This window comes from Flavobacterium lacus (assembly GCF_003268815.1).
Lineage (GTDB): Bacteria > Bacteroidota > Bacteroidia > Flavobacteriales > Flavobacteriaceae > Flavobacterium > Flavobacterium lacus.
In genome coordinates this window covers 1-25,760 of sequence record NZ_QLSV01000003.1, presented here as the reverse complement: position 1 = coordinate 25,760, position 25,760 = coordinate 1, and the positions used below count along the sequence as shown (strand labels likewise).

Annotated in this window: 29 protein-coding genes; 12 read left to right on the top strand and 17 right to left on the bottom strand. The window is 33.7% G+C overall.

Going from position 1 to position 25,760, the window contains the following annotated elements:
• Positions 1-27: 27 nt before the first annotated feature.
• Positions 28-609, bottom strand: coding sequence for a hypothetical protein (locus B0I10_RS03220; protein ID WP_112085061.1), 582 nt, complete (start codon positions 607-609; stop codon positions 28-30).
• Between the two features lie 141 nt (positions 610-750).
• Between B0I10_RS03220 and B0I10_RS03215 the strand changes: the two genes are divergently transcribed.
• Positions 751-1,692: an L-threonine 3-dehydrogenase gene (locus B0I10_RS03215; protein WP_112085060.1), complete on the top strand. Its 942-nt coding sequence runs from the start codon at positions 751-753 to the stop codon at positions 1,690-1,692.
• Positions 1,693-1,745: 53 nt separating this feature from the next.
• Here B0I10_RS03215 and B0I10_RS03210 read toward each other — a convergent pair whose 3' ends face one another.
• The 7 genes from B0I10_RS03210 to recA form a co-directional block, all read right to left on the bottom strand.
• Positions 1,746-2,345, bottom strand: coding sequence for a globin family protein (locus tag B0I10_RS03210; RefSeq protein ID WP_112085059.1), 600 nt, complete (start codon positions 2,343-2,345; stop codon positions 1,746-1,748).
• A 17-nt stretch (positions 2,346-2,362) separates the two neighbouring features.
• Complete coding sequence (locus B0I10_RS03205; RefSeq protein WP_112085058.1) at positions 2,363-2,800, bottom strand: hypothetical protein; 438 nt, start codon at positions 2,798-2,800, stop codon at positions 2,363-2,365.
• Positions 2,801-2,866: 66 nt separating this feature from the next.
• Entirely contained in the window at positions 2,867-3,367 is a 501-nt protein-coding gene (locus tag B0I10_RS03200) for a nuclear transport factor 2 family protein (protein WP_112085057.1), read from the bottom strand.
• 150 nt (positions 3,368-3,517) lie between these two features.
• Entirely contained in the window at positions 3,518-5,113 is a 1,596-nt protein-coding gene (locus tag B0I10_RS03195) for a porin family protein (protein WP_112085056.1), read from the bottom strand.
• Positions 5,110-5,652 carry an RNA polymerase sigma factor gene (locus B0I10_RS03190; RefSeq protein WP_112085055.1) on the bottom strand — a complete coding sequence of 181 codons (543 nt, stop codon included), beginning with the start codon at positions 5,650-5,652 and terminating at the stop codon, positions 5,110-5,112. Before B0I10_RS03190 ends, B0I10_RS03195 begins: the two co-directional genes overlap by 4 nt.
• A 22-nt stretch (positions 5,653-5,674) precedes the next feature.
• Complete coding sequence (locus B0I10_RS03185) at positions 5,675-6,100, bottom strand: hypothetical protein (RefSeq protein ID WP_112085054.1); 426 nt, start codon at positions 6,098-6,100, stop codon at positions 5,675-5,677.
• Between the two features lie 92 nt (positions 6,101-6,192).
• Positions 6,193-7,194: a recombinase RecA gene (recA, locus tag B0I10_RS03180; protein WP_112085053.1), complete on the bottom strand. Its 1,002-nt coding sequence runs from the start codon at positions 7,192-7,194 to the stop codon at positions 6,193-6,195.
• Positions 7,195-7,330: 136 nt separating this feature from the next.
• Here recA and B0I10_RS03175 point away from each other — a divergent pair, with 136 nt between their 5' ends.
• From B0I10_RS03175 to B0I10_RS03160, 4 genes are read left to right on the top strand one after another with little or no spacing between them, the layout of a single operon-like run.
• Entirely contained in the window at positions 7,331-8,065 is a 735-nt protein-coding gene (locus tag B0I10_RS03175) for a lysophospholipid acyltransferase family protein (RefSeq protein ID WP_112085052.1), read from the top strand.
• A gap of 4 nt (positions 8,066-8,069) precedes the next feature.
• Positions 8,070-9,059, top strand: a complete 990-nt coding sequence (locus B0I10_RS03170) for an acyl-ACP desaturase (RefSeq protein WP_112085051.1) — start codon at positions 8,070-8,072, stop codon at positions 9,057-9,059.
• Positions 9,060-9,065: 6 nt separating this feature from the next.
• Positions 9,066-9,581: a hypothetical protein gene (locus tag B0I10_RS03165; RefSeq protein ID WP_146740303.1), complete on the top strand. Its 516-nt coding sequence runs from the start codon at positions 9,066-9,068 to the stop codon at positions 9,579-9,581.
• A 3-nt stretch (positions 9,582-9,584) separates the two neighbouring features.
• Positions 9,585-10,229: an HD domain-containing protein gene (locus B0I10_RS03160; RefSeq protein WP_112085049.1), complete on the top strand. Its 645-nt coding sequence runs from the start codon at positions 9,585-9,587 to the stop codon at positions 10,227-10,229.
• 157 nt (positions 10,230-10,386) lie between these two features.
• Here the strand turns inward: B0I10_RS03160 and B0I10_RS03155 are convergent, their stop codons facing one another.
• From B0I10_RS03155 to B0I10_RS03125, 7 genes are read right to left on the bottom strand one after another with little or no spacing between them, the layout of a single operon-like run.
• Positions 10,387-11,169, bottom strand: a complete 783-nt coding sequence (locus B0I10_RS03155; protein ID WP_112085048.1) for an enoyl-CoA hydratase/isomerase family protein — start codon at positions 11,167-11,169, stop codon at positions 10,387-10,389.
• Positions 11,170-11,180: 11 nt separating this feature from the next.
• Positions 11,181-12,605, bottom strand: coding sequence for a sensor histidine kinase (locus B0I10_RS03150; RefSeq protein ID WP_112085047.1), 1,425 nt, complete (start codon positions 12,603-12,605; stop codon positions 11,181-11,183).
• 53 nt (positions 12,606-12,658) lie between these two features.
• Positions 12,659-13,201 (bottom strand): CopD family protein, encoded by a 543-nt coding sequence (locus B0I10_RS03145; protein ID WP_112085316.1) that lies wholly within the window; start codon positions 13,199-13,201, stop codon positions 12,659-12,661.
• Positions 13,188-14,543: an MATE family efflux transporter gene (locus B0I10_RS03140; RefSeq protein WP_112085046.1), complete on the bottom strand. Its 1,356-nt coding sequence runs from the start codon at positions 14,541-14,543 to the stop codon at positions 13,188-13,190. The genes B0I10_RS03145 and B0I10_RS03140 overlap by 14 nt, the downstream gene beginning before the upstream one ends.
• Positions 14,543-15,580 (bottom strand): ferrochelatase, encoded by a 1,038-nt coding sequence (hemH, locus tag B0I10_RS03135; protein WP_112085045.1) that lies wholly within the window; start codon positions 15,578-15,580, stop codon positions 14,543-14,545. The genes B0I10_RS03140 and hemH overlap by 1 nt, the downstream gene beginning before the upstream one ends.
• A 36-nt stretch (positions 15,581-15,616) precedes the next feature.
• Positions 15,617-16,150: a hypothetical protein gene (locus B0I10_RS03130; RefSeq protein ID WP_112085044.1), complete on the bottom strand. Its 534-nt coding sequence runs from the start codon at positions 16,148-16,150 to the stop codon at positions 15,617-15,619.
• A gap of 19 nt (positions 16,151-16,169) precedes the next feature.
• Positions 16,170-17,036, bottom strand: a complete 867-nt coding sequence (locus tag B0I10_RS03125) for an AraC family transcriptional regulator (protein ID WP_112085315.1) — start codon at positions 17,034-17,036, stop codon at positions 16,170-16,172.
• 230 nt (positions 17,037-17,266) lie between these two features.
• Here B0I10_RS03125 and hemA point away from each other — a divergent pair, with 230 nt between their 5' ends.
• The 6 genes from hemA to hemE are packed head-to-tail and all read left to right on the top strand — an operon-like array spanning position 17,267 to position 23,701.
• Positions 17,267-18,562, top strand: a complete 1,296-nt coding sequence (gene hemA / locus B0I10_RS03120) for a glutamyl-tRNA reductase (RefSeq protein ID WP_112085043.1) — start codon at positions 17,267-17,269, stop codon at positions 18,560-18,562.
• Positions 18,552-19,514 carry a hydroxymethylbilane synthase gene (gene hemC / locus B0I10_RS03115; RefSeq protein ID WP_112085042.1) on the top strand — a complete coding sequence of 321 codons (963 nt, stop codon included), beginning with the start codon at positions 18,552-18,554 and terminating at the stop codon, positions 19,512-19,514. The genes hemA and hemC overlap by 11 nt, the downstream gene beginning before the upstream one ends.
• A gap of 10 nt (positions 19,515-19,524) precedes the next feature.
• Positions 19,525-21,267 (top strand): TrkH family potassium uptake protein, encoded by a 1,743-nt coding sequence (locus tag B0I10_RS03110; protein ID WP_112085041.1) that lies wholly within the window; start codon positions 19,525-19,527, stop codon positions 21,265-21,267.
• Between the two features lie 11 nt (positions 21,268-21,278).
• On the top strand, positions 21,279-21,968 hold the full coding sequence (locus tag B0I10_RS03105; protein ID WP_112085040.1) for a potassium channel family protein: 690 nt from the start codon (positions 21,279-21,281) through the stop codon (positions 21,966-21,968).
• Between the two features lie 2 nt (positions 21,969-21,970).
• Positions 21,971-22,642 (top strand): uroporphyrinogen-III synthase, encoded by a 672-nt coding sequence (locus B0I10_RS03100; RefSeq protein WP_112085039.1) that lies wholly within the window; start codon positions 21,971-21,973, stop codon positions 22,640-22,642.
• Positions 22,643-22,675: 33 nt separating this feature from the next.
• Entirely contained in the window at positions 22,676-23,701 is a 1,026-nt protein-coding gene (gene hemE, locus B0I10_RS03095; RefSeq protein WP_112085314.1) for a uroporphyrinogen decarboxylase, read from the top strand.
• A 58-nt stretch (positions 23,702-23,759) separates the two neighbouring features.
• Here the strand turns inward: hemE and B0I10_RS03090 are convergent, their stop codons facing one another.
• Positions 23,760-24,581: a T9SS type A sorting domain-containing protein gene (locus tag B0I10_RS03090; RefSeq protein WP_181456878.1), complete on the bottom strand. Its 822-nt coding sequence runs from the start codon at positions 24,579-24,581 to the stop codon at positions 23,760-23,762.
• Positions 24,582-24,794: 213 nt separating this feature from the next.
• On the opposite strand from B0I10_RS03090, the gene B0I10_RS03085 reads away from it, so the two are divergent.
• Positions 24,795-25,310, top strand: a complete 516-nt coding sequence (locus B0I10_RS03085; RefSeq protein ID WP_112085037.1) for a PAS domain-containing protein — start codon at positions 24,795-24,797, stop codon at positions 25,308-25,310.
• A gap of 141 nt (positions 25,311-25,451) precedes the next feature.
• Here B0I10_RS03085 and B0I10_RS03080 read toward each other — a convergent pair.
• Positions 25,452-25,760 (bottom strand): OmpA family protein (locus B0I10_RS03080; RefSeq protein ID WP_146740302.1); only part of this gene is annotated, 309 nt, incomplete at its 5' end.

Genomic DNA, 25,760 nt, shown 5'->3' with positions numbered 1-25,760 from the left:
AATAAATAGTTGAAACGTTCAATTAATCTAAATTTTTGGGGTTTCACGAACGGCTCTGGAAGTGTCTAACATTCTAATCATGTCGGCTTCACCTTGTTCCGTTGGAATTTGTCTTTTTCTAATTAATTCATTGATTTGTAATTCAATAGATGCTAATTGTAGATTAATATCAGTAATTAAATCGATCACTTTTTTTTCAGGAATTGCATCCAAACGAATGTATAAGTCTAACGACTGAAAATGGTTTAACAAAACGGTAAACCTGCTTTTGAATTCCGGGTTAGATAAGGACTGCGGAATTGTATTTAAAAGAGCATCTGCTTTTTGTGTTAAGTTTCTAGATTTTTTTTGAAAAGCTCCAATCGAACTTGTAGGTTTTTGTTGCAATTCGATAAGAAATAAACGCCATTCTGCCCAGTCTTGTACTAAATCCTGTGAAGTAGATTCTAGATTCATGGTTCTAAAGCTCCATGCTTTGTCTAATTTTTTAAAAATTTCCTCTTTTTTGGCTACTTCTTTTTGTTGTTCGATTAAACGTTTCTCATTATCCTCTTCGCAGGAAAAAAGAAACAAGGAAGTAATAAGGATAAAAAGGAAACGAATTTTCATCAAATTTAATTTAGAATTCAAAAATACAAAGGTAAATGGAAACTTGGTTATTCTCGTTAAAGCTTTCTAAAATAAAACCCTTTTGTTTAACAGTTTTTTACTTTACGAAAACGTTATATTTGCATCATAAATACATAACTAATGAACACAAAAATTCTAATCATAGGAGCTTGCGGTCAAATTGGAACCGAACTAACGCAACAATTACGAAAACTTTACGGAACAGATAATGTGATTGCTTCCGACATCAGAAAATTAAATAATGATGTAGTAAATGATGGGATTTTTGAAGTGTTGAATGCTCTCGATTTTAATCAAATTGAGCATATTGTTGAAAAATATCAAGTAGAAGAAGTCTATTTGATGGCCGCTCTTCTGTCGGCTACAGCCGAAAAAAACCCGGCATTTGCTTGGGATTTAAATATGAATTCACTTTTTCACGTACTAAATTTGGCGAAAGCCGGAAAAATTAAAAAGATATTTTGGCCATCGAGTATTGCTGTTTTTGGACCAACTACACCAAGAGAGAACACTCCACAATTTACAATTATGGAACCAACAACGGTTTATGGAATTTCAAAACAATCGGGTGAAAGATGGTGTGAATATTACCACCATATTTTTGGTGTAGATGTGAGAAGTGTTCGTTATCCGGGCTTAATTAGTTGGACAACACCTCCGGGTGGCGGAACGACCGATTATGCTGTAGATATCTATTACAAAGCGTTAAGCGATGGAAAATTTGAATGTTTTTTATCGGAAGAAACCCGTTTACCAATGATGTATATGGATGATGCTATCAGAGCTACCATCGAAATTATGCAAGCTCCGGCAGAAAAAATTAAAATTAGATCTTCCTACAATTTATCAGGAGTAAGTTTTACACCGAAAGAAATAGCCGAAGAAATTAAAAAACATATTCCTGATTTTACCATTTCCTATAAGCCTGATTTCCGTCAGAAAATTGCTGACAGTTGGCCGGGTTCGATTGATGATTCTACTGCTCGAACCGATTGGGGCTGGAAACACAATTTTGACATGGGTTTAATGACCGTTGAAATGTTAGAAAATCTTAAAAAATAAAAAATCACCATTTTTTGAAGATGGTGATTGATTATAAATTGAGAAGAGGAAGTCTATAGATCCTGAACAATTGGAGTTCTTAATGATTCAAGAACCGCACCAATTTCTCCTAATAAAGCTGCATCATCAACGGGGTCTAACCCGTTTAATAAGGCTGCTTCTACCACATATCCAACAAATTGATCGTAATCCCCATTGTCTGCTTTTGCTCCCATTCTTGGGTTTTGACCAGGATCATGGGCAGCGACCATTCCTAATCCAGTATACGTGTTTGTTGCACCACCACCTGTATTTGCAGAGAAAAAGTCAGTTAAACTTCTGCTTAAAACGGCTACATTTGTTGTGTTTCCATTTGTAACTTCGCCTACAATTGGAGCAAAATACTCGCCTAAGTTTCCTTCAGCTCCAGCACCGATATCGGTTACAATTAAAACAATTGTGCTGTCGACCACTGATCGATAGGACAAACGTCCTTGCTCAATCATTTGGTTGGGATTGTTTGGGTCTGCAACCATTGTGGTCCCGCCTAGTTTTTGATAAATAGTTAATTCTGCTGCTGGCGGCGTTGCATCGTCGTCGTCGCTGCAGGAAACGAAAGCGATTCCTGAAGAAAACAACAGGGCAAATAGGGCTAATTTTGGAAAATGTTTCATAACAATAATATTAAAGATTAATTAAAAATACGTTGGATTCCTCTGGAAAATTTATAACTAAAACTATCTGTGTTCATGGCCGGACAAACTTTTTTGGAGGCTAAATCATCTGAAATCACAAAGCATTCTGCTTGATAGTTTCCTGTGGCAGAAAGTTGTGTGAAAACTTGTTCAGAATTGACAATACGGTTGTCATGAAAGTAAACAACCACCCCTTTTTCGGGTACAATTTTGATGTTTTTTACACCATCAATTGATTTAAGATTTCGGTGAATTTCTTTAGATTTTAAAGAATCAAGTGGTTCTTTAAAGTCAATTCTGCTAATTTGCATCGTTGCATTGTCAACTTCAACAGGTTTTGCGGTTGCGATGTGAACCACCAAAACGACAATCAAAAGCAGTACAATTGAGAATATACTTCCTATAATTACTTTAATTGTTCTATTTATTTTCATAACCAAGAATTTTGAGTTTGTTCTTCTTAGTTACGAGAAAAGTTTTGGTATGGTTTTAGGGATGTGTTATTTTTTTGATTTTAATTTTTGAATGTAATTACTTTCTATCGAATCTTTCACTGCAATTACTTCAGTTGATGTTTCATTAGGAATCGTCATGGAGAGCACATAATGTTTGATTTTCCATTTCCCTTTTACTTTTTCTAAAACGCCTGAACCTCTACAGATTTTGAATGAGGTGTCAAGCAGTTCATCAAACCAAGCTATTTTATAGTTTTTATCGATATAAATATTTCTTTCTAATAGGCGGAATGTCCACGCTTTTCCTTTGTCAAAATGGGGTTTAGAGTAGGCTTCAAATTCTTTTTTATTCCAATTTTCGGAGGCATCTGTTCCAATAAAAACTGCATCATCTGACATTAAACCAAAATAATTTTCAAAATTTGCTTCGGCTGCGGCTTTGTGCCATTGTGTAATTACTTCATCAATGGCCTCTTTTTCTTGTGCTTTATTTGTGTTAGTAAAAAATCCAAAAACAAGTAAGAATGTGATAAAATGTGTTTTCATCTAAATTTATTTCGAATGTTAAAGATACAAAAAAAGAGCACCAAAACCAGGAGTGCTCTTTTCTCTTTGTTATTACTGATGGTAGTAAAAGTAATAACGAACTTAACTAAAAACTAAAACATTTTAAGCCAAACCAATAAAGCTTATTTTTTAAAACCGATAACTTAAACCAGAATATAATCCAACAAAATAGGGTCTAAAACCTCCGTCGTTGTTACTAAATGTATTGAGTTGATATTTAAATGTAGGTTCAAAATTTGCTTGAAACGACTTCCAAAAACGGTAACGGAAACCCAGTCCTACGTTGGTACTAAAATGAAAGGAATTCAAGTTATTGGCTTTTCCTAATTCAGCAGAAAAACCATCGGAAACCACCATTAAATTATTATCGTTTAATAGTAATGTGCTGAATCCGCCAATGACATCTATTCCAAATTTTTTATTTAGTATTTTATAGGATAATTCTACTGGAATTTCATAATATTCCATACTTTGTTCGATAGCTCCTTGTTGTGTCCATCCCATGGAAGCCTCGCCAGCAGAAAAGTTACTGTTTTGCACAACAATTGGTGCTGCGTTTGTGGTATTTGTTGAACTTAACGAAGCCATTGGACGGCCTTCAAGAGAAGCAAAAAATTCAACACCATTGGTTAAATATTCAAAATTAACTTTGTTAATGCCGGTTCGTAAAGTTAGTTTTTTACTCATGTCATAATTCACGCCAAGACCATAACTCATAGTGTTTTGATACTCTTTGCTGTTGTTAGTAAATTGACTGTCGATTGGAGAACCGTTGGAAGATGAACCTAAATAAACAGGAGCAAGATTTGAGGTAATCTGCCACTTGTTTTCTTTAGGTTCAACTTTAGGTTTTTGATCTTTTTCTTTTAGCAATTCTCCCAACGTATTCAACTCTTCTTTTGTTACAATTAGCGATGCAACAGCGGCAGAATCGATTTTATTTTTATCATTTTTAGATGAATGATCTTCTAATACAAATTGTTTATCATTTTTGATGATGTTATTTTCAGTTAAAATTTCGGTCTTGTTTTTTTCTGGTTCGAAGGTTTTTGTTCGATCGATCGATTTTTGGTTATTTAAACCGGAGTTCACTGCAGCCGTTTCAGACTCAGAAATTATTTTTGATTTTTGATTTTTCTCAGAATTATCAACTAATTTAGTATTATTTTTTTTGTTTAAATTGTTTTTAATTTCTTCTTTAATTCGTTTTGTTTTATCGGTAGAATTTGAAACTAATCCTGAATTTTCTTTTTTCTGTTGGTTTACTTTGTCAATATTGCTATGCTGATTATTTTCTTTTTTGGAAGTTTTTTCAGTGTTTAAATTTCCATTAGCAACAGCTTCATCATTAGAAATCAATTGTTTATCAGACGTATTACTTATTTTATTTGAATCATTTCCAACAGAATTCAATTGATTTTGATTGTTTTTTTTGTCAGCATTAACAACGCTATTTTGATTTTCGGTTGAATTGATTTTTTCTTCAATTACGATTGGATTAGTAGTTTCAATTTTTGATTGATTTAAAAGTGCACGAGTTCCTAAAAACCCAAAAATAAGCAAAGCCGCAACACCAGAAAGCTTATACCATAGCGGAATAATTCTTCTTTTTTTCTTTTTTGTTAGTGCTATTTCGATGTTTTTCCAAACAATTTCCGGAGGAATTTCTTCAAAATCCTTAAATTGTTCTTGAAACAATCGGTCTAAATTCTTTTTATCTTTCATTTGGCTGCATTCATTTCATTCGACGCCTTATTTTCAATTTTTTCTTTTAAAATCGCTCGAGCTCTGGATAAATTTGATTTTGATGTTCCTTCGGAAATGTTCAACAGAGCTGCTATTTCTTTGTGCGAATAATTGTCTAGAACATATAAATTAAATGCCAAGCGATATTTGTCCGGTAATTCTTGAATAATTTTTGTCAAAAATTCCATCGATACGGTTTCTTCCTCTACTTCTACATCAACTACATCGGGATAATTTTCAGAGACAATTTCAAAAACACCTTGTGTTCTGTATTTTTGAAGAATGTTGTTTATCATTACTCTTTTAGACCAACCTTCAAAAGAACCTTTATTATCAAATTGATGAATTTTCTCAAAAATGATTAAGAACCCGTCTTGCAAATTATCTTGAGCTTCAGCATAATTTTTCGAATACTTAATGCATACACTGAACAATTTAGGAGATAATAATCTAAATAATTGCTCTTGTGCCTTTGTATTGTTGCTTTTGCATTCATGTATGAGTAATTCTAGATTCACTCGTATGGTTTTCTAAGATGATTTAATCACTATTTACCGGAATTTCAACTTCTTCAAAAATATTGTTTCCTTCTTCATCTTTTCCTTTGTAAAATTTGAACAAATAAGTTTGTGAACTAATTACTTCAAAGTTTACGATAACTTCTCTCAATTCATTATTGTTATCCTCATAGGGCAAACAGTTCTGCCTATCTTCAACGATGCTTTGGATCGCAAAAACTCTTTCATTCAAATACCGATCAAAATATATTCCTCCGTAAGAATGACAGGGTGTAGGGAATTTAAAAAACAACTTAAGTTGATGTGTGGTTCCAAAATTAAATGTGTCCGGCACCACATAACTATCTATAGGTAGAATTTCATAATGAAAAGTAGGGCGATTGTCGTCCTCTAATGAACATGAAACAAAACTAAGTGTTAGTAATAATAGTAAAGCAAACTTTTTCATGATATTCTATATTATATTTTGTAGATACATAAAAACTTAAAAGGTTGCGTTATAGACAAAAAAAACCCGAAAAAATATTTCGGGTTTCAAATTTATTCGGCTTCTTTAATTTTGTTTTTAATTTTTGCTTCTAGTTCATCGGCCATTTCCGGGTTATCTTTAATCAGAGATTTCACGGCATCTCTCCCTTGACCTAATTTTGTTTCGCCATAGCTAAACCATGAGCCTGCTTTTTTGATAATTTCAAATTCTACAGCTAAATCCAGGATTTCACCTGTTTTTGAAACACCTTCACCATACATAATATCAAATTCTGCTGTTCTGAACGGCGGAGCTACTTTATTTTTAACGACTTTCACTTTTGTGCGGTTACCTATCACATTTTCACCATCTTTAATTTGTGATGATCTTCTGATATCAAGACGGATAGAAGCGTAGAATTTCAACGCATTTCCTCCGGTTGTGGTTTCAGGATTTCCGAACATTACACCAATTTTCTCTCGTAATTGATTGATAAAGAAAACCGTACAGTGTGTTTTGCTAATCGTTGCAGTAAGTTTTCTTAACGCTTGCGACATCAAACGAGCGTGTAATCCCATTTTGGAGTCACCCATTTCACCTTCAATTTCACTTTTTGGTGTTAAGGCGGCTACCGAGTCAATTACCACAATGTCAATTGCTCCTGAGCGAATTAAGTTTTCGGCAATTTCTAATGCTTGTTCACCGTTATCCGGCTGCGAAATAATTAAGTTTTCAATATCAACACCTAATTTTTGAGCGTAATTTCTATCAAAAGCATGCTCAGCATCAATAAAAGCTGCGATTCCGCCGGCTTTTTGAGCTTCTGCAATAGCATGAAGTGTTAAAGTAGTTTTTCCAGAAGATTCCGGACCGTAAATTTCTATAATTCTACCTTTCGGATATCCGTTTACACCTAAGGCTAAATCGAGACCCAAAGAACCGGAAGAAATACTTTCCACTTCTTCTACCGCTTTGTCTCCCATTTTCATGACAGTTCCTTTTCCGTAAGTTTTGTCAAGTTTGTCTAATGTTAATTGCAAGGCTTTTAATTTTGCTTCTTTTTCTGAACTCATAATAATGTGGCTTTAAATAGTTAATTATAATTTGTAAAAATACTATTTTTTTTAATTGAGATAAATTTATTTTCCTTAAAAAGAAAACATTTTAGTAAAAAGGATTTCATATTTTTGTACTCATTCCAAAAACGAAATGCACAAAATTATTTCTTATCCGATTTCGGTTATCTATTACCTACTATTTGGGTTGTTTTTGTGTATATTTCATCCTATTCAATGGATTTGTTTTAATTGGTTTGGCTACGAAGCTCACAAAAAAAGTGTGAGTATTTTAAATTTTTTCCTAGTTAGAACAACGCATTTACTAGGGACCACGTATGATTTTCAAAACAGAGAAAAATTACCTAGAGGCGTACCGATAATAATTGTAGCTAATCATCAAAGTTTATATGATATTCCGGCAATTATCTGGTTTATGCGAAATTGGCATACAAAATTTGTTAGTAAAAAGGAATTAGGAAAAGGAATTCCAAGTGTTTCATACAATTTAAGGCATGGCGGTTCCGTTTTAATAGATAGAAAGGATACCAAGCAAGCGTTGTCTGCTATTAAAGTGATGGCCGAGTACATTGAAAAACACAAGCGTTCAACCGTTATTTTTCCGGAAGGAACGAGAAGTAAAACTGGAGTTCCGAAGAAATTTTCAGAAAATGGCTTAAAAATCTTGTATAAATACGCTCCTTCGGCTTATATTGTGCCGATTTCAATTAGTAATTCATGGAAAATGAATCGGTTTGGACAATTTCCGATGGGATTGGGAAATAAAATTACGTTTACAATACAAGAACCTTTTCCTGTAAAAGGAATGACATTTGAAGAGATGATGCAAAAAACCGAAAACGCTGTAGTAAGCGGAATAAAAATTTAAAATTATGTCAATAAAAAACATTCGTTTAGAAGTAATGCAGTTGTTGGAAAAAAAGGTCGATACTTTTATGAACGATTACTTAATTCCGGTAGAACAAATTTGGCAACCCTCCGATTTATTACCGGATTCTGAAAAGGAAACTTTTTTTGAAGAAGTAAAAGAATTGCGTGAAATTGCCAAAGATTTACCCTATGATTTTTGGGTGACTTTGGTAGGTGATACCATTACCGAAGAAGCCTTACCAACCTATGAATCCTGGTTGATGGAAGTGGAAGGTGTTGATAATGAAGAAAGAAATGGTTGGTCAAGATGGGTGAGAAGCTGGACAGGCGAAGAAAATCGTCACGGCGATTTGCTTAACAAATACCTTTATCTTTCCGGCAGAGTGAATATGCGTGAAATCGAAATGACTACGCAACATCTTATTAATGATGGTTTTGATATTGGAACCGGAAAAGATCCCTATAAAAACTTTGTGTACACCAGTTTTCAAGAATTAGCTACGTATGTTTCGCACAATCGTGTGGCTCAAATGGCAAAGAAATATGGCGACAACAAATTGTCTAAAATGTGCAAATTAATTGCCGGCGACGAAATGCGTCATCATCATGCGTATAGCGAATTTGTGAATCAAATTTTTCAAGTTGATCCAAGCGAAATGATGTTGGCTTTTCAATATATGATGAAACAAAAAATTGTAATGCCGGCTCATTTTCTTCGTGAATCGGGTCAAAAAATAAGTTCTGCTTTTGAACAATTCTCTGATTCTGCTCAACGAATTGGTGTTTACACGGCTGCCGATTATGTTGACATTATGCAAAAACTCATCGATAAATGGAATATTGATCAAATGAACGGTTTGACCGATGAGGCCGAAAAAGCCCGTGATTATTTGATGAAACTTCCTGCGAGAATGGCTAGAGTTTCTGAACGATTAGTGATTCCTGAGACTGGACATGTGTTTAAATGGGTGCAACCTGCTTTGGTGAAATAAATCTTAATGATAAGTAAGAGTAGAGTAATTTTTCTTTCATATTTAGCCTTAATTTTTCTCGTTTTATCAGCTTGTAAAAAAATGGAAAAAGATGAGGTAAGTTCTCTTTCTGTTTATATTTATCATGCCGATAAACCTAAAATAGAAGAGTTTGGTTATCAAAAGAAAAAATTAGACTCTGTAGTAACCTTTAATTATACTAGCCAAAAAGACAGTTCTAAAGTAATTGATATTGAATTTTATTTAAAATCAAATATTTTCAATTTTGGTGGTGAAAACTTTATTTTGTCTAAAAGTAATATTATTTATAAAGATAAAATATCTGGAATGGACTTTTATTATTATGTTTTAGAAAGTCCGAGTATAGATGGAACCGGTCCAATTTTATTTAATAAAGATTATGGTCTTTTAGCAATTTTTAATGTCTTCGGACCAATGCTGATTTTTCGTAAAGAAAATGATATTAATAACTACAATGAAGATGTTTTTATGAACTTAAAGAATTACGATACTAACTACTAATTAATGACAATCATAGACAAAACCATTCTTTTCGTTAAAGAACAACTCCAAGATGCCGAAGGCGGTCACGATTGGTTTCATATCGAACGCGTTTTTAAAAATGCGGTTTTAATTGCTCAAGAAGAAGTTTGTGATGTTACCGTTGTGAAATTAGGAGCTTTATTGCACGATATTGCCGATTCCAAATTTCATAACGGAGATGAAGAAATTGGTCCAAAAACAGCAAGAAAATTTTTAGAAAGCGAAAATGTTTCTGAAGAAATAATCGAGCACGTAATTCAAATCATTAAAAATATTTCGTTCAAAGGCGGGAATTTTGAAAAGACTTTTTCATCCAAAGAATTAGAAATTGCGCAAGATGCCGATCGACTCGATGCTTTAGGGGCAATCGGAATTGCAAGAACTTTTAATTATGGCGGATTTAAAAACAGAGCGTTATACAATCCCACTATTTCCCCAAAATTAAACATGACTAAGGAAGAATACAAAAAAAGTGATTCGCCTACTTTGAATCATTTTTATGAGAAATTATTGCTTCTGAAAGATAAAATGAATACCGTAACCGGAAAAAAATTAGCTCAAGAACGCCACCGTTTTATGGAAACATTTTTGAGCCAATTTTATGCCGAATGGGAAGGGGAGAAGTAGTGGTCAGTTGACGGTCGCAGTATTCAGAAATAACTCAACAATCTTACTTTACAAACTGTAAGTGCTTTCTAAATTCTACTATATTTAGAAAGTTCAATATCAAAAAAAACGTAGTAATTTGATATTTAACAAATGATTTATAGTGTTTTTTTGTGATTTATTCTCCTTTAAACTCCGCTTTTCTCTTCTCTAAAAAAGCTGTTGTTCCTTCTTTAAAATCGGCGGTTCCAAATGATTTTCCGAAGTTTTTAATTTCTATTTCATACCCGTTTATTCCATCTTTATAATTAGCATTTACCGCATCAATCGCATTGGAAATAGCAACGGGTGAATTTTTAGCAATTTTTGAAGCAATTCCTTTTGTATATTCAATTAACTCAGTTTGTGGGACAACGTGATTTACTAATCCGTAATTTTTGGCGGTTTCGGCATCAATCATAGTTGCGGTCATGATCATTTCCATCGCACGGCCTTTGCCAACTAATTGCGGTAAACGTTGGGTTCCGCCATAACCCGGAATGACGCCTAAAGTTACTTCCGGTAAACCCATTTTGGAATTGTCTGAAGCAATTCTGAAATGAGCAGACATCGCTAGTTCTAATCCACCACCAAGTGCAAATCCGTTAACGGCAGCAATAACCGGCGTAGATAAATTTTCGACAAAATCAAACAACAACTTTTGCCCTTGTGCCGCTAATTTTCCGCCTTCTTCCACAGAAAAATGGGCAAATTCCGAAATGTCGGCTCCGGCAACAAATGCTTTTTCTCCGCTTCCGGTAATGATGATTGCTCGGGTTGATTTATCTTTATCTTCCGCATCAAAAGCATGATGAAGCTCTTCAATTGTAGCTTTGTTTAATGCGTTTAATTTCGTTGGTTTATTGATAGTAATAACAGAAATTCCGTTTTCTTTTTCGATTAAAATAGTCTCGTAATTCATGATTTGTTTTTTTATTCGTTTGTATTTATTGGCAAAGAAACAATAAATGTTGTTCCAATATTTTGTGCTGATTCAAAGGTAATTGTTCCGTTATAATTTTCGATTATTTTTTTGATAATGCCTAGACCAAGACCCATTCCGCTGTTTTTTGTGGTGAATTTAGGTTCAAAAACATACTTTTTATTTTCGTCAGAAATGCCAATTCCATTATCCTTGACTTCAATTTTTAAGTTTGAATTTTCTTCAGAAACAGAAATTAAAACAATAGGATTAATATTTTCCTCTGATATGGCTTGCGTTGCATTTTTAATCAAATTTGTAATAATTCGGATTAACTGTGTTCGATCCATCAACATTAAAATTTCTTTTTTTGTCGATTCGAAACGAATATAATTTTCATTAAAAATTTCTAATCCAAGTTGAACTACTTCCACCACATTGATTAATTCATTCTGCTGAGCAGGCATCGATGCAAAGTTAGAAAACGCATTGGCAACAGAACTCATAATATCAATTTGTTGCAATAAAGTGTTGGTGTAATCGTCTAGTTTTTGCTTGATGTTTGGATCGTTTTCATCAAATTTTCGCTGAAAACTCTGTACCGTTAATCGCATTGGTGTGAGTGGATTCTTCACTTCGTGTGCCACTTGTTTTGCCATTTCTCGCCAAGCTTGTTCGCGTTCACTTTGTGCTAGTTTTACGGCACTTTCTTCCAATTCATCTACCATATTGTTGTAGGCTTCTACTAACAAACCAATTTCTCTGCTGCTGGTTTCTAGTTCAATTTTTTCATTTTTTTTGTTCAGCTGTGTTTCGGTTATTTTATCGGAAATGGTTTTGATGGATTTGGTAATAAAACTCGATAAAAAGTAAGCCAAAACAACTGAAAGCAGGAGCATAAAAGCGTATACTTGCCCGAAACGAATCATAAATTTTCGCAATTCTCGCTCATAATAACCATCATCTTCAATATAGGGAAGATTTAAAATAGCTAACGGCTTAAATTGTAAATCTTTGATTTCGCTGAATGAGGATAAGTTTTTAATACCATTAATTTCCCTTACTTCCACATATCTTTTATCGATACTCGATTGAACTAGTCTAACAATATAATCAGGAATTGATTTTGGATCGTCATCGATAGCAAACGAAGATTTAGATGATTTTAAAAGTTTACCATTCAAATCATAAAAATTTATTTCCAATGCATGAATATCTGAAATTTCATGAATTTTATCTCTTTCGGAAAAAATAAGTGGAATGTTTTCGGTTGTTAACGGATAAGTGGTGTTTTTTAGAATGTAGTTGATGTTTTCTTTTATCGCGGTTTCTTTTCGTTCTAATCGTTCCTTATGATATTCTTTTGCTTCATTTCTAAATTGAATAATAGAAACTGATGCAATCAAAATTGATGAAATCATCGTTAAAAAAATCATCGAAATGAAAATTCTAACCCGAAGAGAGAGGTTGCTTATTTTCTTTGTAAAAGTCACTGGTTTCGGCCTCGAATTCGTTTATAAAATTTAAATCCAATCATAATCAGTAGCGAAAAAGCAAAAATTCCGATTACGCCATATATCCAATTGATGGCACTTTTTAAAATCACTAAAAAAACAACAGCAAATAAAATTAGTGTGGCTCCTTCATTCCATAAGCGGAAAAAATTGGAGCTGTTTTTCACTAGATTTCGCTGTAATTCTTTGAAAATCATGTGGCATTTGATGTGGTAGGCATACAATAAAACCACAAAACCTAATTTAACCAACATCCAATCTTGTTCAAGCCAAGCAGGAATTAAATGCAATAGCCAAAAGGCAAAAATACTTGCTAAAACAGCACTCGGCCATGTGATAATATACCACAAGCGGTATTGCATTAACTGATATTGTTTGATTAAGATGCTTTGTTCTGGTTCTGGTTTTTCTTTAGCTTCGGCATGATACACGAACAATCGAACAATGTAAAACAGCCCGGCAAACCAAGTGACGACAAAGATAAGGTGCAGTGCTTTGATATAGTTATAAAATTCCATCCGGTTTTTCAATCAGTTTAGTGGTCATTTCTCTCCGCAAAAAGTAGGCCGTGATTATCGTTGATAAAATATCTGCTATCGGAAAAGCGACCCATACTCCAAAAATACCAAAATAATTCGGCAAAATAAGCACAAGCGGAATCAGAAAAAATCCTTGTTTCGTTAAGGTAAGAAGTAATGCCGGAATTGCTTTTCCCGCCGCTTGAAAATAAGCCGCTCCAATCAATTGCAAAGCAATAATGGGCGAAGCAGCAAAAACCCAACGTAATGCATCTGGTGTTTCGGCAATTACATCTGCATCGTTTGTAAAAACTGAAACAATCGGTTTAGCAAAAACTAATATTAAAATAAATATAAATGTGGCTAAAATAGCGGCATATTTTATCGAAATAGAAATGGTTTCTTTCACTCGATTGTAATTTTCCGCACCATAATTGTATCCGGCAATTGGCAAAAATCCGTGTGTGATGCCTAAAATGGGAAACAGAGCAAACATCAGCATCCGACTAATAATTCCGTAAACAACGACAGAATGTTCACCACCATACGTAAATAAAGTATGATTGATAATGATGGCTAAAATACTCACAACCCCCTGTCGAGAAAAGGTAACTAGACCCAGAGAAGAAATTTCTTTTACAATCGATAAATCAAATTTGTAATGATGAAGCGATGGTTTTAATTCACTTTTTTTGACGAAAAACCAAAGTATAAAAATAAAACACATAAAATAGGAAATCGTCGTAGCCAATGCCGCTCCGAACATTCCCATATCTAAAAATTTGATAAAAATAATGTCTAAAATAATGTTTCCAAATGCCGGAATGATCATTGCCATCATAGCAAATTTGGCTTTTCCTTCGGCACGAATTACATTGTTTCCCATCATACAAAGAGCCAAAAACGGAACACCAATTAAAACCGGAATAAAAAATTCTTTGGCCGGTTTCATAATATCGCCATTCGCTCCAAAAAGAAGCAGAATTTCACCGGAAAACAAAAATCCAATCAACACAAAAAACAAGGATAAAACTAAGGTCATCATAATTTGATTACCAAAAGTTCGATAGGCTTTTTCTTTGTCTTTTCCTCCTAAAGCTCTTGAAATAATAGAGCTTCCGCCAATTCCAATCGCCATTCCTAACGAAGAAATTAAAAAGGTAATCGGTAAAACTACTGTAACTGCGGCAATTGCTAAGGATCCAATCCATTGACCTACAAAAATGGTGTCGACTAAAATGTTAACCGACATAAATAAAATACCAATAGAGGCCGGAACAGCTTGTTTAATCAACAATTGTTTGATGTCATCTGTGCCTAAAGCTCCTGATGATTGTGCCATTATTTTGCGGTTTCTGTTTGAGCAAAAGCCCATTGGTCAATCCATCGGCTTAAAGTTTTGCACCAATCGTCGTCGTCGTTTAAACAAGGGATTGCTAAAAATTCTTCGCCGCCATTTTCTTTGAATTCATGATTGGCTTCCATCGCAATTTCTTCCAACGTTTCCAAACAATCAGACACGAAAGCAGGCGTAACAACGGCTAACTTTTTAATTCCTTTTTCAGGCATTTTGTTGATTTCCACATCTGTATAGGGAGTTAACCATTTGTCTCCGGCTAAACGCGATTGAAAAGTTTGGCTGTATTTTCCTTCGGGAATTCCTAAAAACTCAACCACTTGTTTGGTGGTTTCATAACATTGATGACGGTAGCAAAATTCGTGTGCCGGCGATGGCGTGTTGCAACAAGAACCGTCAATTTTACAATGACTTTTAGTGATATCTGTTTTGCGAATATGACGTTCCGGAATGCCGTGGTACGAAAACAATAGGTGATCATATTCAAATCCTTCCAAATGTTTTTTGATTGAATTGGATAGATCGCGGATGTAATCTTTTTGGTTGTAAAAAGCCGGAAGAATTGTGAAATTCATATTTGGGAATTTCTTTTTACGAATTTCTTCTGCCAAAACTAAAATGGTCACGGTAGAAGCCATTGCGTGTTGTGGATACAATGGAAAAAGCATCACTTCTGTCACGCCTTGATCGTGTAATTCCTGTAAACCGGACTCAATACTTGGTTTGCCGTAACGCATCGCTAAACTTACCGGAATGCTGGTGTTGGCTTGCACTTTTTTATGCATTCGTTTGGATAACACAATAAGCGGCGAACCTTCATACCACCAAATTTTGGCATATGCTGCGGCTGATTTTTTAGGTCTGGTTTGTAAAATTATTCCGCGAACTAGCAATGCTCGCAGTAAAAACGGAACGTCAATGACATATTTATCCATTAAAAATTCGTCTAAATACGGCTTGACATCTTTTGGGGTTGGACTTTCGGGCGAACCCAAGTTTACTAATAATACTCCTTTTTTCATTTTATTTAGTTGCAATTTTTTAATTTACTATTTAGATTAATTTTTTAAAAGCTTATTCAATAATTTATCGACTTCCGCCGGTTTTTCTTTTATAAAGGTAATATCATATATGTATTCATTTTTTTGAAACCATTTTTTCAATAAAGAAGGAATGTATTTTGCTATTTTTCTGTCTCGGGGTACTTTATAAAAGAAATAAATTTTTTTATTATTGTTAGCATTTACAGTTCTTGCTTCTGTTATGTTTGCTAAACTTTCAATTTTTTTTTGATTTATGTAAATATAATTTGATTCATTTTTTATGATTAAACTTTTACTGAAAAGTAATTTAACAAAACAAACCAATCCATAACTAAATAAAAGAATAGTAAATATTGACATTACAGAAAGCAAACCTTCGTTTTTATAAAATAGATGACCAACCCAATTATTTCTAGAAAATCCTGGTTTTCTTAAAGAAAATTCAAATGAATTTAGATATATGTACGAAAAAAGAACAATCATTAAAATTGCAAAAATTATAAAAAGAATAATTCTTGGATAATTGTATTTTAGTTCAACTTCAGGCATATGATTTTATAAAAAAACATTAACTCGACAATGACATTAAATATTTCTTCGGAGTTGTTCCGAATTTCTTTTTAAACGCAGCAATAAAATGCGATGCTGTGCTGTAACCAATTTGCACACCAACTTCATTTACATTGTATGTTCCGCTGTCTAACAATTTTCGGGCGTATTCCATTTTATAATCAAACAAAAAACTGTACACACTATCGCCATAAATTTGTTTGAAACCCATTTTTAGTTTTTTCAAATTCAAACCTACTTGATCGGCTAATTCTTGTAAACCCGGTGGTTCGGCCATATTGGCAATGACAATTTCTTTAGCTTTTTTAATTTTCAAAACATTTTCTTCGTCAATCAAAAATGGACAATGGTCGGCGTTTGGATCTTCGTTGCGGTTAAAGTACAAACTTAACAACTCATAACCTTTCCCTTTGTAATAGAGATTTTTTATAGATGCATTGAGGCTGTAATGAAAAATCTGATTGAGCACGATGGCCATTGACGGACTGATGTTTTCCTCGGCATAATATTTTTTCTCCCTATTATTATCACTCAAAAACGGAATATATTCTGCTTCGGTTGAAAACAACGTGTGAAATTTCTTAATAGAAACCAACACCGAAATCATCCAAGATTGGGGTGCAATCTCCAAATGAACAGGCAATTCTTTTTGAGGATTATAGAGCAAAAGCGACTTTTCTTCCTTCATTTCTAACGCATAATTGCCTTGATTGAAGATAAATTTTGCTTTTCCTTTTAATCCAAAATGAAACTGGATTAAACCCGTAGATACCTGTCTTTCAAAGCGAACGACCTCTTCCGAGTCATTTTGAAAGCGGATTAAAATAAAGTCATCTTCAATTTTTATTTCTTCTTGAGAACCCATAGCGACATTTTTTCGTATATAGTTCGGAGAGCTTTCATTTTCTTTATTTAGAATTATTCTAAACAAAAGCATTCAAAAGCATTGAGAACACTACAAATATAAAAGAAATTACGATGAAAACCATATTTTGGATTCGTATATCTTCAAGCGATACAAAAAGTACTTTGAGCGATACTTTTATAGAAGAGATAGTAATAATTTTGTTCAACTTTTACAGGAAAAGTGTATTTATGGAAAATTTAAACTTGTCGAAACATCAAACCTTTTATGCGGTTGGGTTAAGTTACAAAAAAGCAGATGCTGAGACACGAGGAAAGTTCAGTTTAGACGCCGAAGCAAAAACGAGTATTTTGCAACAAGCGAAATTAGAAGGAATAGACAGCTTGATTGTTACATCAACGTGTAACAGAACAGAAATATATGGTTTTGCACAGCATCCGTTTCAACTAATTAAATTGATGTGTGAAAACAGCATTGGAACGGTTGAAGAATTTCAAAAGGTAGCTTTTGTTTATAAAAATCAAGAAGCTATTTCACACATGTTTCGTGTGGGAACCGGTTTAGACAGTCAGATTTTAGGTGATTTTGAAATTATCTCTCAAATTAAAAACAGTTTTGTAGAAAGCAAATCGTTCGGATTAGCCAATTCATTTTTAGAACGATTGATAAATGCGGTGATTCAAGCCAGCAAACGCATCAAAAATGAAACGGAGATTAGTTCAGGAGCGACATCGGTTGCATTTGCTTCGGTTCAATATATTATCAACAACGTTGAAGGAATTTCTCAAAAAAATATTTTGCTTTTCGGAACAGGAAAAATCGGTCGAAATACCTGCGAGAATTTAGTAAAACATACCAAAAACGACCATATTGTTCTCATCAACAGAACCAAAGATAAAGCAGAAAAAATTGCCGGAAAATTCAATTTAATTGTAAAAGATTATACGGAATTACAACTAGAAATCCAGAAAGCAGATGTGCTAATTGTGGCTACCGGAGCACAAAATCCTACCATTGACAAAGACATTCTGAACCTTAAAAAACCACTTTTAATTTTAGATTTATCCATTCCGAAAAACGTAAACGAAAATGTGAAAACATTGGATAACGTTTCGTTGGTTCATATGGATTATTTGTCGCAATTGACAGACGATACATTAGAAAAAAGAAAATTACATATTCCGGCTGCTGAAGCCATTATTGATGAGGTGAAATTGGAATTTATTTCGTGGATGAAAGCCAGAAAATTTGCACCAACGATTCATGCTTTGAAAGAAAAATTGAATTCGATTAAAGACGGCGAGTTGGATTTTCAACGAAAAAAAATCGCCAATTTTGATCATGATCAAGCTGAAATTATTAGTAATCGAATCATTCAAAAAATCACAACCCATTTTGCTAATCATTTAAAAGATGATAATACGATGGTGGATGAAAGCATCGAATGGATTGAGAAAATTTTTCAAATAAGTCCCATTGTTTCCGAGGGAGAAGCACTTCAAAAAGTAACCTATAATGAACGATAATTCAGAGTCATTTTTGCCATCTTCGGAGGACAAGAGGCTTATCCGCATTGGTACTCGTGACAGCGAACTCGCACTTTGGCAAGCCCATACGGTAGAAAAAAAATTAAATGAGTTGGGTTATCAAACCGAAATTATTTCTGTAAAATCGACCGGCGACATTATTCTAGACAAACCCCTTTACGAACTCGGAATCACCGGAATTTTCACGAAAACACTTGATATTGCAATGTTGAAAGGCGAAGTAGATATCGCCGTTCATTCGATGAAAGATGTTCCAACGGCTTTGCCAAAAGGAATTGTGCAAGCTGCGGTTTTAGAACGAGCTTCAACGTTAGACATTTTAGTTCACAAAGGAGACTTGTCTTTTTTAGAAAATTCAGGCACAATTGCTTCCGGAAGTTTGCGACGAAAAGCCCAATGGTTAAATAAATATCCATCACATCACGTAGAAGATTTACGCGGAAATGTAAACACCAGAATGCAAAAATTACATGACGGAAATTGGAACGGAGCTATTTTTGCCGCTGCCGGTTTAGAACGAATCAATTTAAAACCCGAAACATTTATCAACCTCGATTGGATGATTCCTGCTCCTGCTCAAGGAGCAATGGTGGTGGTTGCGATGGAAAATGATACTTTTTCGCAAGAAGCTTTAGCTAATTTAAACCACAAACCATCGGAAATCTGCACATTTGTAGAGCGACAGTTTCTCAAAACTTTAGAAGGCGGTTGTACAGCACCAATTGGAGCTTTAGCAGAAATCAATGATGATTTAATCACTTTAAAAGGTGTTCTCTTTTCATTAGACGGAAAAGTGAAACTGGAAATAGAAAAAACAATAAATACAACTTTATATCAAAATTTTGGCGAACTTTGTGCCACGGAAATTTTAGAAAACGGTGGTTCAGAATTAATGCTTTCCGTAAAAAAAGCATTAGAAAAGAAACACTAATTGCTCAACTATGCAGAGAGATTCAATACTCAAGATAATCTACCGCTTTTTCGATCTGATTGTATTGACGTACATCGTTTTTGATTTTGGATACAGTATTCATATTGAATATCAAACGCCAAAGTTTATTGGTTTAGTTTTGATTACTATTGCCTTATTTGCATTCAATATTTTCAAGTATTTTTATTATAAAACTTCTGGTCGCAAAAAAGTTGCGTTAGTCAATTCCTTTATTATTGGGGTTTTACTTTTAGTCGCTCTGATTGTTTCGATTTTAAATTTTAATCTTCATTATTTAGAAGTTTTACGCAAAATCCGGCCCATTCTAGAAGCCGGTTTAATCTTTTATTTCATTATACGTTTAATGATTTTGGTGCGATATGTTTATGAAGTGTATTATAATCCAGCCATTGTTTTTGTGGGAAGTTTTTTTGCCATTATCATCATCGGATCATTTTTGTTAATGCTTCCTAACGCCACAACCAACGGAATTTCGTTTACCGATGCATTGTTCACATCTACTAGTGCTGTTTGTGTAACCGGATTAATTGTTTTGGATACGGCAACCGATTTTACTACTGTTGGGCAAACTATCATCATTAGTTTAATTCAAATTGGTGGACTGGGAATTTTAACGTTTACGTCGTTTTTTGCTTTTTTCTTTCGAGGAAGTTCTTCTTTTAAAGAAGGGTTGAATGTGCGAGATTTTATCGCCCAAGACACCTTAAAAGATGTTTTAAAAATGGCTTTAAACGTGGTTGTTTTTACACTCAGTGTTGAGTTAATAGGAGCCTTATTTATTTATTCATCTATTCTTGATAATCCAGCTATTGAAGACAAAATTTTCTTTTCCATTTTTCATGCCATTTCTGCTTTTTGTAATGCAGGATTTTCTACGTTATCGGCAGGTTTAAGCGAAAGTTACCTTCAGTTTAATTATTATTTGCAATGGATTGTAATTGTAATGGTTGTTTTTGGGGGATTAGGGTATAACATTATTTTCAATTTTTATCAATACATTAAAATCTATGTTGTAGAGTTTTTTGATAGAAAACGAATCCATAAACAAGTTAGTATAATGACATTAAACTCGAAGATTGTTCTCTACACAACCGGAGCGTTATTGGTTGGCGGATTTGTTTTTCTTTGGATGTCTGAATACCATAACACGATGAATTATCATCAAAGCTTATTTGGAAAAATTACTTCGACGGCATTTAATGCTGTTACGCCAAGAACTGCGGGTTTTAACACTATCGATTTTACAGAGTTTACCGTACCAACCTTGTTATTTATTATTTTTTTAATGTGGATTGGAGCTTCGCCGGCATCAACCGGTGGTGGAATAAAAACCAGTACCTTTGCATTAGCAACGTTGAACATTTTTGCCATTGCCAGAGGAAAATCAAGAATACAACTCTTTGGAAGAAGAATTTCGAGTGAATCTACTTCAAGAGCCTTTGCTATTTTATGTATTTCCTTAATCGTAATTGGATTTGCCATTTTGGCATTATTGATTTTTGAACCCAAAGGAACCGATTTACTTTCGGTTGTTTTTGAATGTTTTTCAGCCTACAGTACAGTTGGATTATCGTTGAATTTTACACCAACCTTAACCGAACCTAGTAAGTATGTGCTCATTGCAACCATGTTCATCGGGAGAATCGGGATGCTCAACTTAATGATTGGTTTGCTGCGTCAAATCAACCATCAGTTTTATGAATATCCCAAAGAGAATATTTTAATTAACTAAAATCAAAGAAAATGAAAATCATCATTTTTGGATTAGGAAATTTCGGAATGTCATTGGCGTTAAGCCTAACAGAAACAGGTAACGAAGTAATTGGCGTTGACAAACAAATGGACAAAGTCAACTTGATTAAAGATAAAATTTCGCACGCCATTTGCATGGATTCTACCAACGAATTAGCCTACGAAGCGTTGCCTTTAAAAGATGCCGATAAAGTGGTGGTTGGAATTGGAGAGAATGAAGGCGCTGCCATTATTACCACTGCCATTATCAAAAAATTGTCTAATGTAAAAATCATCAGTAGAGCCTTGTCGCCCATTCACGATACGGTTTTGGAAGCGATGGGAATTTACAGTATCATTCATCCCGAACAAGAAAGCGCCGATCGTTTAACGAAGCAAATCAACTTTAAAACGACGTTAGAAAACTATCAATTAGATAATAATTACACGATTTCCGAAGTAAAATCGAAACCCGAATTTCACGGAAAAACGTTGTATGAATTAAATACAATCGACAAATACCATTTGAATTTGGTAACGATTATCCGAAAAAAAGAAAAAACGAATTTAATTGGAAAAAAATCAATTGTGAAAGAAACTATTGGTTTGCCTACACCGGAAACCGTGATTTATGAAGATGATATTTTGGTGGTTTTTGGCGAAAATAAAAACATTTCAATCTATTGTGAAGGACAAGATTAATATTGGAAAAAGCAATCAGAATATTATCCACCAAAAAACTTCAACCCAACCAAAAACAGTTTTTACTCAATGCTGATTTTCGTTTGATTGAAGCTGATTTTATTCAAATTGAATTTCAAAATTTTCAACTAAATTCAACATTTGACTATTTAATTTTCACCAGTCAAAATGCGGTTTTAAGTATTTTGAATAATGAAAATCACCTCATTTTAAAAGATAAAATTTGTTTTTGTGTGGGAATGAAAACAAAGCAACTTTTGGAAAAAAATGACTTTAAAGTTGAAAATTCATTTGATTATGCCGATGATTTAGTTGATTATTTATTGAAGAAACATGCGGATAAAAAATTTACTTTTTTCTCCGGAAATTTAAGAAGGGATACTATTCCAATTGCTTTTCAAAAAAACAACATCATTTTTGAAGAAGACGAAGTGTATAAAACGACGTTAACGCCACACAAAATGGATAATCAAATTGATGGAATTCTATTTTTCAGTCCATCCGCAGTTCAGAGTTATCTAAAAGAAAATGCTATTTCTAATGAAATTTGTTTCTGCATCGGTACAACAACAGCAAATGAAATTGAAAAAACAACAAATAAAATTGTGATTGCAAACCAACCAACGGTTGAAAACGTAATCATACAAACGATAAACTATTTTAATAAATCATAAATCTGAAATTTATTGAGTTTAAAAAATACAATTATGATAAAAAACGATCTTTTCCTTAGAGCTTTAAACAATGAAACTGTAGAACGTCCACCCGTTTGGATGATGCGTCAAGCCGGAAGATATTTGCCTGAATTCAGAGCTTTACGTGACAAATATGATTTTTTCACTCGTTGCGAAACTCCGGAATTGGCGGCAGAAATCACTGTTCAACCCATTCGAATCGTAAAACCGGATGCGGCTATTTTATTTTCTGATATTTTGGTTGTTCCGAGAGCGATGGGAATTCATGTGGAATTAAAAGACAATTTAGGGCCAATTATTCCAAACCCAATTCGTTCGATGGATGATGTGAATAAAACAATCGTTCCAGATGTTCATGAAACCTTAGGGTATGTTTTTGATGCCATTAAATTAACCAAAGAAATGTTGAATGATGAGGTGCCATTGATTGGTTTTGCCGGTTCACCGTGGACCATTTTTTGTTATGCTGTAGAAGGAAAAGGCTCTAAAAGTTTTGATACGGCTAAAGGATTTTGTTTTTCAAACCCGATTGCCGCTCATACATTATTGCAAAAAATTACTGACACAACTATTTTATATTTAAAAGAAAAAGTAAAAGTGGGTTGTAATGCGATTCAGATTTTTGATTCATGGGGCGGAATGCTTTCTCCGGTGGATTACCAAGAATTTTCGTGGCAATATATCAACCAAATTGTAGAAGCATTGGCTCCGCACACCAAAGTAATTGTCTTCGGAAAAGGATGCTGGTTTGCCTTAAATGATATGGCCAAATCAAAAGCGTCGGCTTTGGGTGTAGATTGGACATGCTCACCTAGAAATGCTCGTTATTTGTCTGGAGGGAAAATTACGTTGCAAGGGAATTTTGACCCTTCTCGATTGTTATCGCCGATTCCAACCATCAAAAAAATGGTGCATCAAATGATTGATGAATTTGGGAAGGATAATTATATTGTTAACCTTGGTCATGGAATTTTACCGAATATTCCTGTTGATCATGCGAAGGCATTTGTGGAGGCTGTGAAGGAGTATGGGAAGTAGGAATGATCTAATTTTTTTCAAAAATTGACTGGAATGTAATGCAGGAAGTATTTGAAGACTAATGGCTTTTCATTATTTTTACTTGCTGTCCTCCACTATCATAAAAGAGTTTGAGGTTATAGATTCCATTTGAAAGTATTTGTAAATCAAGCCGCATTTCGTCTTGATTGTTATTTTTAAAGGATGCTAATTTTCTTCCGTTTAAGTCAAAAAGCTCAATTTTAGTTACATATTCTGTATTTTTTAAATAACAGATTGATTTATCATTTTCCGGATAATAAACAATTATTTCTCGTTCTTTATTTTCTGATAACGAAAGAATAGTTGATTCGCAAACGGGTACTTCCGGTGTTAAATTTGAATAGAAAAGCTCTGCGTTTTTAAAAAAACAACTCAATAATCCTACTTCATTTATATCCGGATGACCACCTGGAGCATTTATTATTGAGAGAGAACCGACACCCTCAACCCAAATTGCATTTTGGGTGCTGATTTGATTGGTTTCGTGAGGAGAAAAATAAAAATGTTTTCGTGTTGCTCCTGACCAAATTTCTACATTTCGAATCGAATCTAAAACAAACAAACCGCCTTCAGCGGGGTAAGGCGTAATTGGGTTTTTCATTTCAAAAGTATCACCTTCTTCTAAATTAAAATTGTATAAAAGGTATTGATCTATGCGATTTGGACTTATCCTTGTAAGGAAAACCTTTTTTTCTTCGATATTTTCATGTAACAGAAAAGTCCTCGAAATATAATGATAACCATCTAAAATTTTGTGCATTTTGTTGTTCACCAATGTGTCGCCGTTGGTGTAATAGATATCGGTAATACAGCCTCCGTAGCAACTAGTAATGTGCCATTCGTTCTGTGTATCTAGCATTGGAGTATAATTTTGTCCTAGTACTAATAAACATTTTAGGAATAGTGCGATATAGCTGATTTTTTTCACCATAATTGTCTCAAATATATACATAATTTTGTATTCTAATTAGAATATTTTATGTTTAATATAAACTTCAACAATCGTTAAACCTTGTACAATTTAATTGCGGTTTGAAATTAAAATTTAATTTTGACCTAAAATTAAATTATTATGTTAGAGTTTAAGAATTACGACAAAAGTTTTTCGATATATGAATCTAATTCAAACACAAAAAAAATGCCCTTAATTTCGTGGGATTTTTATGGTGACTTTTTGAATCAACTCAATAAAATTATATCAGACCAAAATCAATTGGAATTATTAGCAACCCTTAATAGTTGGAAGACCGAGTTCAATTTTAATAATGATATTGATGTTGATACTGTGGTAGTTGTTACTTGTCCGAGCTTAAAAATTGTATTTTCTACTAAAAACATGGTTCGAATGAATGGTTATCATCCCGAAGAAGTTTTAGGAATGTCTCCTAAGATGTTCCAAGGAGAAGCTACTTGCTTGCAAACTTCAAAAGAAATTGGTTTGGCAGTCCAAAGTAAACAACCATTTGAAAAAACGGTTACAAACTATAGAAAAGATGGTTTAATGTACCGATGTCATATTAAAGGATTTCCGATTTTTAATAAATCAGGTGAATTAATAAATTTTATTGCTTTTGAAAAAGCTGCATAATAAAGTTGTAGAATTTGAATCCTTAGCACCTTTCAATTTTTAGAATTAACGTTATAATATGTAACTATATAAACTAGAAAAGCCGTCTCAAATCTTTTTATTGAGACGGCTTTTCTAGTTTATATATCTTGAAATTGAAGCTTACTTCTTCACAATCAAGAATTCACTTCTTCTGTTAGCTGCATGTTGTTCTTCGGTACATGCTTCTTTACAGTCTACTTTAGGTTCGGTTTCTCCCATTCCTTTTCCTGAGATTTGGTTTTTGGAAATTCCTTTAGACAGGAGGTATTGCACGGTTGATTTAGCTCTTCTGTCTGATAAATTCATGTTGTATTGATCACTTCCACGATTATCGGTGTGTGCTTTGGCTAAAACGACCATGTTTGGGTTGTTTTTTAACACCTGCACGAGTTTGTCTAACTCAAAAGCACCTTCTTGGGTGATGTTGCT